The sequence below is a fragment of the Nonomuraea sp. NPDC049158 genome (genome assembly GCF_040648335.1).
Classification (GTDB): domain Bacteria; phylum Actinomycetota; class Actinomycetes; order Streptosporangiales; family Streptosporangiaceae; genus Nonomuraea.
Map to the genome: position 1 here is coordinate 187,217 of NZ_JBEZDM010000013.1, position 13,432 is coordinate 200,648.

The 13,432-nt window shown below is 69.4% G+C and carries 10 protein-coding genes; 7 read left to right on the forward strand and 3 right to left on the reverse strand.

Going from position 1 to position 13,432, the window contains the following annotated elements; all coding sequences use genetic code 11:
• Window positions 1-209: 209 nt before the first annotated feature.
• A complete protein-coding gene (locus AB0B61_RS27950; RefSeq protein WP_358437602.1) occupies window positions 210-986 on the forward strand; it encodes an SDR family NAD(P)-dependent oxidoreductase in 777 nt (258 codons plus the stop codon).
• Between the two features lie 67 nt (window positions 987-1,053).
• Here the strand turns inward: AB0B61_RS27950 and AB0B61_RS27955 are convergent, their stop codons facing one another.
• On the reverse strand, window positions 1,054-3,009 hold the full coding sequence (locus AB0B61_RS27955; RefSeq protein WP_358437605.1) for an NAD(P)-binding protein: 1,956 nt from the start codon (window positions 3,007-3,009) through the stop codon (window positions 1,054-1,056).
• Window positions 3,010-3,141: 132 nt separating this feature from the next.
• On the opposite strand from AB0B61_RS27955, the gene AB0B61_RS27960 reads away from it, so the two are divergent.
• The 4 genes from AB0B61_RS27960 (at window position 3,142) to AB0B61_RS27975 (ending at window position 7,055) form a co-directional block, all read left to right on the forward strand.
• Window positions 3,142-3,342, forward strand: coding sequence for a hypothetical protein (locus tag AB0B61_RS27960; protein WP_225300038.1), 201 nt, complete (start codon window positions 3,142-3,144; stop codon window positions 3,340-3,342).
• Between the two features lie 11 nt (window positions 3,343-3,353).
• Window positions 3,354-4,820 (forward strand): SPFH domain-containing protein, encoded by a 1,467-nt coding sequence (locus AB0B61_RS27965; RefSeq protein ID WP_358437608.1) that lies wholly within the window; start codon window positions 3,354-3,356, stop codon window positions 4,818-4,820.
• A 69-nt stretch (window positions 4,821-4,889) separates the two neighbouring features.
• Entirely contained in the window at window positions 4,890-6,257 is a 1,368-nt protein-coding gene (locus AB0B61_RS27970) for an SPFH domain-containing protein (protein ID WP_358437610.1), read from the forward strand.
• Window positions 6,258-6,365: 108 nt separating this feature from the next.
• On the forward strand, window positions 6,366-7,055 hold the full coding sequence (locus AB0B61_RS27975; protein ID WP_358437612.1) for a hypothetical protein: 690 nt from the start codon (window positions 6,366-6,368) through the stop codon (window positions 7,053-7,055).
• A 3-nt stretch (window positions 7,056-7,058) separates the two neighbouring features.
• On the opposite strand, the gene AB0B61_RS27980 is transcribed toward AB0B61_RS27975, so the two are convergent.
• Both AB0B61_RS27980 and wecB read right to left on the reverse strand, forming a co-directional pair.
• A complete protein-coding gene (locus AB0B61_RS27980; protein ID WP_358437614.1) occupies window positions 7,059-9,095 on the reverse strand; it encodes a glycosyltransferase in 2,037 nt (678 codons plus the stop codon).
• A 69-nt stretch (window positions 9,096-9,164) separates the two neighbouring features.
• Window positions 9,165-10,295, reverse strand: a complete 1,131-nt coding sequence (gene wecB, locus AB0B61_RS27985) for a UDP-N-acetylglucosamine 2-epimerase (non-hydrolyzing) (protein WP_358437616.1) — start codon at window positions 10,293-10,295, stop codon at window positions 9,165-9,167.
• Between the two features lie 155 nt (window positions 10,296-10,450).
• On the opposite strand from wecB, the gene AB0B61_RS27990 reads away from it, so the two are divergent.
• Together AB0B61_RS27990 and AB0B61_RS27995 are read left to right on the forward strand one after the other, a co-directional pair.
• A complete protein-coding gene (locus AB0B61_RS27990) occupies window positions 10,451-12,037 on the forward strand; it encodes a glycosyltransferase family 4 protein (RefSeq protein WP_358437618.1) in 1,587 nt (528 codons plus the stop codon).
• Between the two features lie 115 nt (window positions 12,038-12,152).
• Complete coding sequence (locus tag AB0B61_RS27995) at window positions 12,153-13,415, forward strand: nucleotide sugar dehydrogenase (protein WP_358437620.1); 1,263 nt, start codon at window positions 12,153-12,155, stop codon at window positions 13,413-13,415.
• The last annotated feature ends 17 nt before the right edge of the window (window positions 13,416-13,432 follow it).

A 13,432-nucleotide genomic window follows, 5' to 3' on the forward strand; every position in this document is an offset into this window, starting at 1 on the left:
GCAAAGCCCCAGAGCGCACTCAGAGACAGGAGGGGTAGCAGCAGCAATAAGAAGATCTTGAACCGAATTGACCGGTTATGCGAGCCCATGTCCCAACCTCGGAGTCGAGGGGTATTTGCACACTCTGTGTAAACACACCTCCGGAAGATCGCACAGGAGACTAGCACCGATTATGCTTCCGGCGCAGTGGGAGGAACGCGTTGATTAGCGTGATTACTGGGGCGAGTGCCGGCATCGGCGCCGCGGCGGCGGCCGAGCTGTCACGACGGGGGCACCGGGTAGTGCTCGTCGGTCGGGACGAGGCTCGGCTCAAAGCCGTGGCCGACGGGTTGAGCGGGCCGGAAGCCGATGTTTTGACCTGCGACTACACATCGCTTGACGACGTTCGTAGGCTCGCGGTGGTGCTGCGTGAGCGTTATGACCGAATTGCCGTATTGGCCAACAACGCGGGCGTCATGAGTCCGGGGCGCCAGATTACTGTGGACGGTCACGAGCTGATGGTTCAGGTCAACCATCTCGCCCCCTTTCTGCTGACCGATTCTCTAACAGATCGGGTCGACAGGGTAGTCACCACTTCTTCACGGGCGGGCAGAAGCGGCCGGCTGGACCCGGACGACCTGTCGCGTGAGCGGCGCCGATGGAACGGCTGGCTCCAGTACGGCGACACCAAACAGGCGAACGCCCTGTTCACCGTCGCGCTGGCGGCGCGCGGAGTGGCGGCCACCTGTTTCCATCCCGGCGTGATCCGCACCGGGTTCGCGGCGCAGACGTGGATCATGCGGATGTTCCTGGCCGTGCCCGGCTACGCCAAGCCGCCCGAGTACGGCGCGCGCACGCTGGTGCACCTGGCCACGCACGCCGACGGCGAACAGCGCGCGGGAGGCTACTTCGCGAAGCGGGCTCCGGAGCAGGTCCCTTCCGCGATGTCCGACCCGGCCCTGGCCGAACGCCTCTGGCAGGCCAGCCTCACCGCCCTGAAGGGCTGACACCGCCAGGCCGGCCTCACCGCCCTGAGCGTCACGTCGACAGGGCGCGGCCTCAGCGCCCTGAGTGTCACGTCGGCAGTTCGCTGATGGCCCGGTGGGCGGCGGTGACGGCCGCGTCGGCCCGGGAGGCCGGCACCGAGTCGCAGTTGGCGATCGCGATCCTGCCGAAGCGCCGGCGCGCGAGGTCGGCGGGGAACGGGCCGTCCGGGTAGAAGGCGTTCCACGGGCGGCAGTACTCCGGGGCGTACCCGTGGCCCCAGCGGTTGACCGTGATCGCCTCTATGTCCCTGGCCGGGTCGAAGCCGCCGGGGCCGAGCAGCCGGGCGAGCTGGTCGCGGATGGTGTACTCCAGGCGGCTGTAGGGCGTGTTGAGCAGCTCGTTCCGGCCCGTGGCGGCGCCCGCGGCCGGACCCAGCTCCGAGCGGCACGTGGCGGCCAGCATGCGGACGTTGATCGGGTTGCCGGGCTTCGTCGGGCAGTCGTAGCCGGGCATGGTGACCGGGTGGTCGAGCTCCGACAGGCACCAGTAGGCGCCCGTCCAGCGGGTGCGGTCGATGCCGAGCCGCTGCCACGCCTCCCAGTCGCGCAGTTGCACCATGGCGTCCACCACCGGCATCTTGACCGCGTCGCGCAGCGCCTGCTTCTGGTCCTCGGGCAGGTCCGGGACGAGGTAGGGGATGACCATGTTCCAGCAGGCCAGGACGACCGCTCCGGCGCGGACCGTACGCACCCGGTGGCCGTCGAAGTAGCCGACGGTCGCGGTGCCCGCCGTGTCGGGCGGGCCGTCGTTGCGCGCGCTGACGACCGTGCTCGACAGCCGGAAGCGGACCCGGTTCGCGGGCAGGTCGAGCCGGCCGTAGTCGAAGGAGGCGGTGGTGATGCCGTCCATGGAGGTGGAGTCGGTGAAGCCGGGGATCATCCGGCCGACCATCATGCGGACCAGCGCCTGGTTGCCCTCGGGGAAGTGGTAGATGTTCGGGTCGGCCGCCTTCCACTCCTTCTTCATGCTGGGCGAGCTGAACCGCGAGGGCTTGCCGGCCTCCAGCTTCAGACCCGCGAAACCGGGGTAGTCGCTGCCCCAGGCGTCGATCGCGCCGAACGTCTGCGTGCCGTACCCCCACATGACGCTCGGCATGGTCCGGCAGAACAGCTCGACGTCGGGGTGCACCTGGCAGACCTTCAGCAGGAAGTCCGAGTAGGTCAGCGCCGCCAGACGCTCCTCCTTCCGCTCCTGCGACAGGCCGGGGAACCAGTCGCGCGGCTTGTCGAACAGCATGACGAGGTCCTTCTTGGCCTGCTCGGCGATCGGCAGCCGCCTGACCCACTCTTCGGTCCGCGTCTTGGGGGTGATGCGGACGAGAGCGTCCTTACGGAACGTCTCCCGGTCGCACATCACGCTGCGGTGCATCCCGAGATCGCTGTAGAGGCGTTGGTCGAAGTACCGGTCGAATCGCTTGAGCTCGATGCCGAGCCGGTGGAGCAGTTCCTTGCCCTCGGGCGTCCACACCGAGGGCGTCCGGATCGACCGCGAGCCGCCGCAGCCGACCAGCGGCCCGCCGCGTCCGGCGGGGTGGAACTCGTTGCGTCGCGCGTGCCCGCCGATCTCGTCGTGGTTGTCCAGGATGAGGATGCGGGCCCCGGGGTTCTGGTGGTGCCACTCGAAGGCCGCGCTCACCCCGCTGATGCCGCCGCCGACCACCACCAGGTCGTAGTGCTCGCCGGTGGGCACGGGGGTGCCCGCGTACTGCCAGAAGCGGCCGTCGCGGAGCGCGTGGGCGACGCTGAGCGACTCCGGGGTGCCGCCCCGCAGTCCGGTCAGGCTGGGCGGAGAGACCTCGGCCCGGGGCACGCCCGGCGGAAAGGTCTCGACGGTGCCCGGCGGGCCCGGTCGCGACGTACAGCCCGCCGACGCTCCCAGAGCCAGCGTGCCCACCGCCATGGCGACGCCGTCCAAGAAGTCGCGGCGCGAAATAGGCCGGTCCATCCCGAGGTCGCGCGCCGAGCGCGCGTTCATGTCGCTCATGCGCCGATCCTCAGGACTCCGGGTAAAAGCCGCGTCCTGCCGCGCAGTGCTTCGAGAAACATTTTGCGTGACCTATTACCGCGAATGCCTGTTTGGAGTAGCGTCCGAAATATCACGACGGGGGGAGTCCGGGTGGTCGGCAAGCAGGGCAGGGTCACTGGCAAGATCGGCCCTGGCCTCGTCGGCGAGGTCATGGTCCCGGTCAGAGGCGGCGTGGAGGCTTTCTACGCCCATCCGACCGTGCCTGACGAGGAGTTCTCCGTCGGAACGATCGTGATCGTGGTGGACTACTTCCCACCGCGAACGGTCTATGTGGCCCGAGCACTCGTCTAGGGAGGCCCCCGATGTCCCCCGAGCTCCTACTTCTCGGCGGCGGCATCCTCGTCGCCGTCATCGTGCTGATCCTGCTCTTCAAGGCCGTGTGGCGGGTCGCCGAGCCCAACGAGGCCCTGATCATCTCGGGTCTCGGCGCGCGCCGGCGCGGCGAGGGCCCGGACAGCCTCGGCTTCAAGATAATCACCGGCAAGGGTACGGCGGTGCTGCCCGGCTTCCAGACGTCCAGGAGGCTGCGCCTGGACACCAGGGCCGCCAATCTCCAGGTCTCCTGCGTCACCCAGCAGGGCATCCCCGTGCACATCCGCGGCGTGGTGATCTACAAGGTGGGCGACGACCTGTCCTCGATCGCCAACGCCGCCCGGCGCTTCCTCGACCAGCAGGACTTCATGACCGGCGCGATCCACGAGCTGTTCACCGGCCACCTGCGCTCGATCATCGGCAACCTCACGGTCGAGGACCTGATCCTCAACCGCGAGCGGCTGACCAGCGAGACCAGGGCGTCGGCCGCCGACGAGATGAGCAAGCTGGGCCTGATCGTCGATTCGCTGCAGATCCAGGAGATCGACGACGAGACCGGCTACATCGTCAACCTCGGCAAGCCGCACGCCGCCAAGGTCGCCTCCGTCGCCCGCATCGCCGAGGCCCAGCGCGACCAGGAGGCCACCGAGGCCGAGCAGGCCGCCGCCGCGCGCAAGGCGGCCGCCGTCCGCGAATCCAAGATCAAGCAGGCCGGTTACCAGGCGGAGATGGACCAGGCGGCGGCCAGGGCCAGGCAGGCGGGGCCGCTGTCGGAGGCGACGGCCAGGCAGGAGGTCGTCGTCCAGGAGACGAGGGCCGCCGAGCTGGAGGCGCAGCTGTCGGAGCAGCGGCTGCAGTCGCAGGTCCGCAAGCCCGCCGACGCCAAGGCGTACGAGACCGTCACGCTCTCCCAGGCCGAGCGGGACGCCCGCATCGCCCAGGCCGAGGCGGAGGCGCGGGAGACCGAGCTGCGCGCCGTCGCGCAGGCCTCTCAGGTCAAGCAGGCCGCCGCGGCCGAAGCCGAGTCCGTACGGCTGCGCGGCGAGGCGGCGGGCGCGGCCACCAAGGTCGCGGGAGAGGCCGAGGCCCAGGCCGCTCAGGCGCGCGGGCTGGCGCACGCCGAGGCGGCCAAGGCGCTCGGGCTCGCCGAGGCGGCGGCCGCCCAGGCCAAGGGTCTGGCCGAGGCGCAGGCGATCAGCGCGCGGGCGCAGGCGCTGAAGGAGAACCAGGAGGCGGTCATCGCCCAGCAGCTGGCCGAGCGCTGGCCCGAGGTGGTCGAGGCGGGCGCCAAGGCGTTCGGCAACGTCGAGCACATGGTGGTGCTCAACGGCGCTCAGGGCGTGGAGGAGATGCTGGCCAAGGCGCTCACCCTCGGCGGCACCGGCCTCGGCCTGGCCAGGGCGCTGCTCAACGGCGCGGCCCCGAACGGTTCCGAATCTTCTGGAAAAGCGCAATAACCCGGCGTACTATCACGAATAGGTGAGCCGGGAAGTCTGGTCGGCAGACACTTCTTCCTGGGAGTAGCCATGGACCTGGTCCTTATCGGCGTCATCGCCGCTATCGCACTCATCACCATTGTCGCCTTCAAACTGATCTGGCGCGTCGCCGAGCCGAACGAGGCGATCATCATCTCCGGCTTAGGCGCGCGCGGCCGGGAGACGCTCGGCTTCAAGATCGTCACGGGGAAGGGCGCGCTGGTCGTGCCGGGGTTCCAGACCGCGCGCCGCATCTCCCTCGACAGCCGGGTCTCGCCGCTCGAGGTCAACTGCGTGACCAAGCAGGGCATCCCCGTACACGTACGGGGAGTGGTCATCTACAAGGTGGGCGACGACTTCGCCTCCGTCGCCAACGCGGCGCGGCGCTTCCTCGACCAGCAGAAGACCGTGGACGACAAGACGCACCAGCTCTTCTCCGGGCACCTGCGCTCGATCATCGGCAACCTCACGGTCGAGGACCTGATCATCAACCGCGACGCGCTCACCAACGAGATCCGCACCTCCTCCTCCGACGAGATGAGCAAGCTCGGCCTGATCGTCGACTCGCTGCAGATCCAGGAGATCGAGGACGCCACCGGCTACATCGTCAACCTCGGCCGCCCGCACGCCGCCGCCGTGTCGGCACTGGCCAGGACCGCAGAGGCGCAGCGCGACCAGGAGGCCAACACCGCCGAGCAGGAGGCCCAGATCAAGAAGGCCGCCGCGATCCGCGAGGCCCGCATCCAGCAGGCCGGCTACCAGGCGGAGATGGACCGGGCCGCGGCCAAGGCGAAGCAGGCCGGGCCGCTCGCCGAGGCCACCGCGCGGCAGGAGGTCGTGGTCCAGCAGACGACGGCCGCCGAGCTGGAGGCGGTGCTGGCCGAGAAGCGGCTGGAAGGAGAGGTACGCCGACCGGCCGACGCGCGGGCCTACGAGCAGGTCACCATCGCCGAGGCGGATCGGCGGGCCGCCGTGGCCCGGGCCCAGGCCGAGGCGGAGGGCATCCGGCTGCTCGGGGAGGCCGAGGCCGAGGCGACCAGGCTGCGCGGCATGGCCGAGGCGGACGCGGCGCGGGCCAAGGGTCTGGCGCAGGCCGACGCCATCAAGGCCCGCGCCGACGCGCTGGCGTCCAACCAGGAGGCGGTCGTCGCCCAGCAGCTGGCCGAGCGCTGGCCCGAGGTGGTCGAGGCGGGCGCCAAGGCGTTCGGCAACGTCGAGCACATGGTGGTGCTCAACGGCGCCCAGGGCGTGGAGGAGATGCTGGCCAAGGCGCTCACGCTCGGCGGCGCCGGTCTGGGCCTGGCCAGGACGCTGCTCAACCGGCCCGCGTCGGAGGCGCCCGTGGCACCCGCCCCCGCCCCCACTCCCAATGGAGCAAACTCCGAGGTTGTTCGCGAATCACCTGAATTACGCGAATAGCGCCGTTGCTCGGCTCGTTACTCCGCGCTTCCTCTAGCGTTTTATCGTAAGTCGCTTGAGGGGAGTGGAGAATTCATGCTTAAGGCTCTTTCTCTCATTTGTCTGAGCATGATGGCCATATCGGGATGCGCCGCCGACGAGGTGGTGGGAGCGCCCCTGCCGGACGTGCCCCCGGCCGCCGACCCGTCCGCCACCACGCCCGCCGACCCGTCCGCCACCCCGTCCCGGTCCGCGCCCGGAGCGGCCAGGCTCCGGGCCGGCCTGCTGCCCACCCCCAAGGGGATGAGCCTGGCCTACGGGCCGGAGGCCGGGGCGTTCGGCTCGCTCAAGTCCACCAGGCAGGGTCTTTCCGCCGTGCGCCAGGCCAAGCTCGACCGGCCCGAGTGCGGCGGGGCCGGTCAGCTGGACCTGAGCAAGCCCGAGGTCGCGGAGGCGCCCGCCGCCGTGGTCGCGTTCTCCTCCGGCAGCGATTCGATCACCCAGGCGCTGGTGTCGATGCCCGCCTCCGCCTTCCCCGCGCCGCTGCCCGCGCAGTGCGCCGCCTACGGGGCCGAGGTGCGCGGCACGCGGGTGACCTACCGTACGCGCGACCTGGACATGCCCACGCGGGGCGAGGAGTCCCGGGCCTACCTGACCACCGTGTCGGGCGGCCACGGCGCCGCGCAGGTCGGCTCGGTCGTCATCCGGCGCGGCAAGGTCATCATGAGCATGCTCGTCGTCGGCCGGAAGGTGGCGCCCGCCGACCTGTTCGAGCTCGCCGGCCTGGCCGACCAGAATCTGGCCCGCATCACCAGGTGAGCGTCAAACGAGCACGTGATCGTCCGGCCGGCCCACAAAGGAGAATTGGGCGTTCCTGGTCAGCTTGATGTGGTCGGCCTGCCAGGTGTGCATGGAGGCGTCGGCGCTGCGCCAATAGACGAAGTTGAACCGGTCCGCGGAGTAGATCTTGACGCTGTCCTCTTTCAGCCTGCGGACCAGATGCGTGTCCTCGCCCCGGGTGATGTCCGCGAAGCCGTACGACCGGAACATGTCCGCCTTGCCGAGGAACGTCCCGCCCTGCACGAGGAAGGAGTACCGGTGCTCCAGCCCCGGTAGCCGCAGCATCGTGGTGTTGAGGCCCTCGAAGTAGGAGTAGTGGGCGCCCTTGCCGACCAGCTCCGCGTCGGTGTAGTCGAAGGCCCTGACCAGGTCCGACAGGTAGTGCTCGCCGTACAGGTTGTCGTCGTCCATCTTGGCGATCAGGTCGCCTTCGGCGGCGGCGATGCCCAGGTTCATGCAGGCGCCGAGCGACAGCTCGGCCGAGGCGGGCAGGACGACGACGTCGGAGATGCCCGCCATGCGGGCCTTGTCGGCCACCACCACGGGGTCGATGTCCAGGCCGTGCAGGACCATGACGAGCTGCAGCGGCCGGTGGATCTGCTTGGCCACCGAGGAGATCGCGTGCTCGATCTGCGCGGCCCGGTTGGTCGGCAGCACCACGGAGATCGACCGGGCCTGGGTGGAGACGGGCCGCCCCAGGAACCGGAGAATCTGGTCCACCCGGTGCGTGAACAGGTGCTTGTCGAACACCTCGCGCATCGCCAGGTGCCCCATGCGGGCCCGCAGCTCCGGGCTGTTGATCAGGTGCAGCACCTGGTTGTACGACTCGACCGGCTCGCGGGCGATCGGCAGCAGCTCGCCGAACGTCTCCTCGATCGCCCTGGACCACCCGGAGACGACCGGCGTGGAGCAGGCCGACAGCTCGAACACGCGGCGCGCGCACATCGTGGGCGAGTCGAGCACCGAGTTGACGTTGAGGAAGACCTTGTACATCCGGTAGGCCGCGAGCATCTGGTCGTAGGGGAGCTCGCCCACGATGTGCGGGCGATACTTCTCCGGCCAGGCGTACTTCTCGTCGACCTCGCCGTTGCGGGCGAAGATGTGCAGGCCCAGCTCGCGGATCGGGTCGATGACCGTCTCCATCTGCTCGCGGCGCTCGGGATGCTTGTCGCGGAAGTACATGCCGGCGAAGACGACGTCGTGCAGGCGGCCCTGCTTCTGCTGGATCGGGTTGTGCACGCGGGGCTGGGCGGCGAACTGGAGCACGTCCACCCGATCGTGGCCCAAAGTTTCACGATATTTCGGAACCATGTCACCGTCGCAGGTGAACACGTAGTCGAACAGCTTGGCCGTGTCGATGAAGAACTCGAAGTTCGGCGGGTCCTCCTTGTTCCAGAAGACCGTCGGGATCCCCTCGGCGCGGCACCACGCGACGAGGTCGCGCAGCGGGTCCTTGGGGGCGTTCGTCCCGGTCATCTGGTAGCGCCAGCGGCCCTGGTTCCCGTGCCAGGCCGACTCGCAGAACAGCAGGTCAGGACGCTTCTCGGCGAAGATCTCCGGCCAGTCCTTGAGCCCGAACTCGATCTGGTCCCACTCGTACCTGAACGCCAGCCGCGAGAAGTCGTCCAGGATGACGGCGACCTTGAGGTCCGGCCGGTTCACCGGCCCGACCGGCCACTTCACGGTCGGCACCTCGACCAGCGGCGACCGGTGGTTGGCCGCCGCGACGGCCAAGGTGACGGGGATCGGGGCCTTGGGCGCCCGGTCCTTGGACCTGACCGCCTCCAGCACCTTGCCCGGGCTCTTCGACCCCAGCGCCTCACCCAGCTTGAAGGTCCGCTTGGCCTGGGTGGCCTCCAGCTTCCAGTTCGCGTAGGCGGCCTTGGCCTCGGCGATCTCCAGCCTCCGGCGCAGCTCCCTGATGTCCGCCTCGTAGCGCTCGACGAGCTTGCGCTCCTCGGGCAGCCAGTTCACGGGGCCGAGTCGCTGGTATGTGGGCTCTTCGGGGGTTTCGGCCATGGGGATGCACGCCTTATCGCTTAGCGGAGGTATGTCATGGTACGGCGGGGACCGTACGGAATGAGGGGGTTATTCGGAACGCGCACCCTGTGCGGCGGGCGAGAGATTGTCCCCCTTGAGCCAGGCCGAGATGACCCGGGCGATTCGCGGCCCGGCGGCGCCGTCCCACAGCGGCGGCAGCTCACCCGACGGCGTCGAGGCCCCGTCGGCCAGCGCCTTCCCGGCCGCGGCCGGCAGCAGGGCCGGGGTGACCAGGCGGTTGGTCCCATGCGTGATCGTGATCGGCCGCTCGGTGTTGGGCCGGACCGTCAGGCACGGTACGCCCAGCATCGTCGTCTCCTCCTGCACGCCGCCCGAGTCGGTGACCACCAGCGCGGCGCCCCGGACGAGTGAGAGGAAGTCCACATAGCCCAGCGGCTCGATCACCTTGACCGAGGGACCGTCGACCAGGCCCGCCTCGGCCAGCCGGGTACGTCCCCTGGGGTGGATCGGCACCACGATCGGGATCTGGCGAGCGACGTCCAGCACGGCCGAGACCAGTTCCTTGGCCGCCTCGGGGGTGTCGACGTTCGCCGGGCGGTGCAGGGTCGCCACGGCATAACGAGCCGGTATGTCCAGCCGGGCCACCACGGGCGCCGGGTCCAGCGAGGGCAGCGCGGAGAAGAGGCTGTCGATCATGGGGTTGCCCACCAGGTGCACCTTGGCGGCGGGCACGCCCTCGGCGGCCAGGTGCGAGAGCGCGTCGGGCGAGGTGGCGAAGAGCAGGTCCGACAGGGAGTCGGTGACGATCCTGTTGACCTCCTCCGGCATGCCCCGGTCGAACGAGCGCAGGCCCGCCTCGACGTGCGCGGTGCGTACGCCCAGCTTGGCGCAGACCAGGATCGCGGCCAGCGTCGAGTTCACGTCGCCGTAGACCACCACCAGGTCGGGATCGTGCTGGAGAACGACCTCCTCCAGGCCGACGAGCAGCGCCGCGGTCTGCTTCGCGTGACTGCCCGAGCCGACACCCAGATTGGCCACCGGCTCCGGCAGCCCGAGGTCGGCGAAGAACACGTCCGACATGAGCGCGTCATAGTGCTGACCGGTGTGGATGATGCCCTGCCGCACGCCGAGTTCACCGAGTGCCCGCACCACCGGGGCCGCTTTCACGAAGTTGGGACGAGCGCCCAGAACGTGCAGGACCAGGGGGTTCTCCCTCATTGACCTCGCCTTTCATAGCGGAAGGGAAAAAACGCTGCCTATGGTACGGTCACCGCGTGGCATCCGACGCCAGTCGTGAAGACTCCCCAAGACCAAACGGCAAGGTTTCCGCCAAGTCCGCTAGAGCCGGTGTCGGCGGCCTTATCAGGGGCTTCGTGCAACACCCGATCATCGTCTCCCGCGTCGTCATGACGAAGGTGAAGGCCGATCCGGTGCGCGTGGCACAGGCGGCGGCCGAGTCGCTCCCGCCGGCGCTCCGTCCCGTCGTGGGCAAGGTCGCCTGGCCGGCCGCCCGCCGGGCCAGGCGCGCGGTCCGCAAGTTCAGCATGCGGGTGCTCAAGGGGCCGTGGAACGAGGCCAAGGAGCACTGGGACCAGGGCCGGGTCACCGAGGCCGCGGCCGTGCTCGAAGCGCACACCAAATACCCCTTCGTCAAGCGCAGGGCCGCCTACTACCGGGGTGAGCTGGCCGCGATCAGCCCCGACCCGATCCCGCCGCAGCCCAAGGTGGCCGTCGCCGACCGGGTGGCGGGGCGGGTTCTGCACTGCGTGACCAACGCCCTGCCCTACACCCAGGCCGGCTACACGGTCCGTACGCACCGCATCGTCATGGCGCAGCAGGCCAAGGGCCTGGATCCGCACGTGGTGACCAGCTGGGGCTGGCCGATGCTGCAGGGGCACGCCGACGCGCCGCCGTTCGAGGAGCTCGACGGGATCCCCTACTACCGGCTGCTGCCCGACGGCCACGGCGAGATGCCGTTCGAGACTCGCGGGCGGATCATCAAGGGCGCCGAGGGGGTCACCAAGCTCGTCGCCGAGCTGCGGCCCCAGGTGCTGCACGCCGCCACCGACCACCGCAACGGCTCCATCGCGCACGCCGTACGCGAAAGGACCGGCACGCCGTTCGTCTACGAGGTCCGCGGCTTCCTGGAGGAGACCTGGGCCTCCCGCGACCCCGGCCGGATCGGCAGCCAGCGCCACGTGCTCCAGCGCGAGCGCGAGGCGTTCCTGATGCGCGAGGCCGACGCGGTCGTCACGCTGGCCGAGACGATGGCCACGGAGATCGTCGAGCGGGGCGTGCCCAGGGAGCGGATCTTCCTGGCGCCCAACGCGGTCGACGACTCGCTGCTCACGGCCTCCTACGACGGCGAGGCGTTCAGAGCGGGCATGGGCATCGGCAAGGACGAGATCGTCGTCGGGTCGGTGTCCAGCATCGTGGGCTACGAGGGGTTCGCGACGCTGCTGCGGGCCGCCGCGCTGCTGCGCGACGAGGGCACGCCGGTGCGGGTGCTCATCGTGGGCGACGGCACCGAGCGCGAGAACCTGCTGGAGCTGGTCGGCCAGCTGGGGCTGACGAGCGCGCTCCTGCCGGGCCGTGTGGGCCCGGACGAGGCGCTCCAGGCCCAGGCGGCCATCGACATCTTCTCCTGCCCCCGCGAGGACCTGCGGGTGACCCGGCTCGTCACGCCGCTGAAGCCCGTCGAGGCGATGGCGCTCGGCAAGCCGGTCGTGCTCAGCGACCTGCCCGCGCTGTCGGAGCTGGTCGGATCCGACGGCGCCGGGCTGCTGGTGCCGCCGGGCGACCCGGAGGCGCTGGCCAAGGCGCTCGCCGCGCTCAGGGAGGATCCTGCCAGGCGCGCGGCGATGGGTGAGGCGGGTCGTGCCGAGGTGGCCGCCAAGCGTACTTGGGGCCGAGTTGCCGAAACTTACCGGTCCCTCTACCGCTCCATTACCGAACGATGACCTTCAGATTGGCTGTCTGTTGTGACGGGTTCGGCAGCATTAGGCGTGAGCTAGGTGGACTTGAGATAGCCTTTGCGACCATGAAGTGTTGTTTCCGGCTCTCTAAGGCACTGCTGTGACAGAAATCGACTTGGCTGTCATCGGTCTGGGCTACGTCGGCATGCCGCTCGCCAAGGAGGCGGTCGCGGCCGGTATGCGGGTCGTCGGCGTGGACGTCGACCCCCGCAAGGTCGACGCGCTCAACGCCGGACAGTCCTACATCGATGACCTGACCGATGCCGATCTCGAGCACATGCTGGCCAACGGGTTCAGCGCCACGCTCGACGAGTCCGTGCTGGCCAAGAGCAACACGATCGTCATCTGCGTGCCCACCCCGCTGGACGAGGACCACCGACCGGACCTCTCCGCCGTCGAGGGCGCCACGGGGTCGGTCGCGCGCAATCTGAGCAAGGGCACGCTGGTCGTCCTCGAGTCCACGACGTGGCCGGGCACCACCGACGAGGTGGCCCGCCCGATCCTCGAGACCTCGGGGCTGGTCGCGGGGGAAGACTTCTACCTGGCCTTCTCGCCGGAGCGGATCGACCCGGGCAACCCCAAGTTCGGGCTGCGCAACACGCCCAAGGTGGTCGGGGGCTACACGAGCACCTGCCGCGACCGCGCGACGGCGTTCTACGGAGAGTTCATCGAGCAGGTCGTGCCGGTCAGCGGCACGCGCGAGGCCGAGATGGCCAAGCTGCTCGAGAACACCTACCGGCACGTCAACATCGCCCTCGTCAACGAGATGGCGATCTTCTGCGACGAGCTGGGGATCGACCTGTGGGAGTCGATCGAGGCCGCGGCCACCAAGCCGTTCGGCTTCCAGAAGTTCCTGCCCGGTCCGGGCGTCGGGGGTCACTGCATCCCCGTCGACCCGTCGTACCTGTCGTACACCGTGCGCAAGCTCGGCTACCCCTTCAGGTTCGTCGAGCTGGCCCAGGAGATCAACGAGCGGATGCCGTCCTATGTGGTGGCACGGGTACAGCGTCTGCTCAACAGGCATAAAAAGGCCGTTAATGGCGCCAAAGTGGTTATGCTCGGCGTGACCTACAAGCCGGACATCGCGGATGAACGGGAGACCCCGGCCCTGCCGGTGGCGCGTGCGCTGCTGGAACTGGGAGCCGAGCTCACGTTCGCGGACCCGCATGTCAAGGAGTGGTCGGTCGACGGCACCCCGGTGCCCCGTGAAGAGGACCTGGCCGAGGCCGTGGTCGGCGCCGACGTGACGCTGCTGATGCAGCAGCACGCCGCGTTCGACCTGGACATGGTCGAGGCTAAGGCCAGGCTCGTGCTCGACACCCGCGGTGTTCTCACCGAGGGTGAACGCGTCGAGCGGCTGTAGCGACGGAGGGCTGCGCG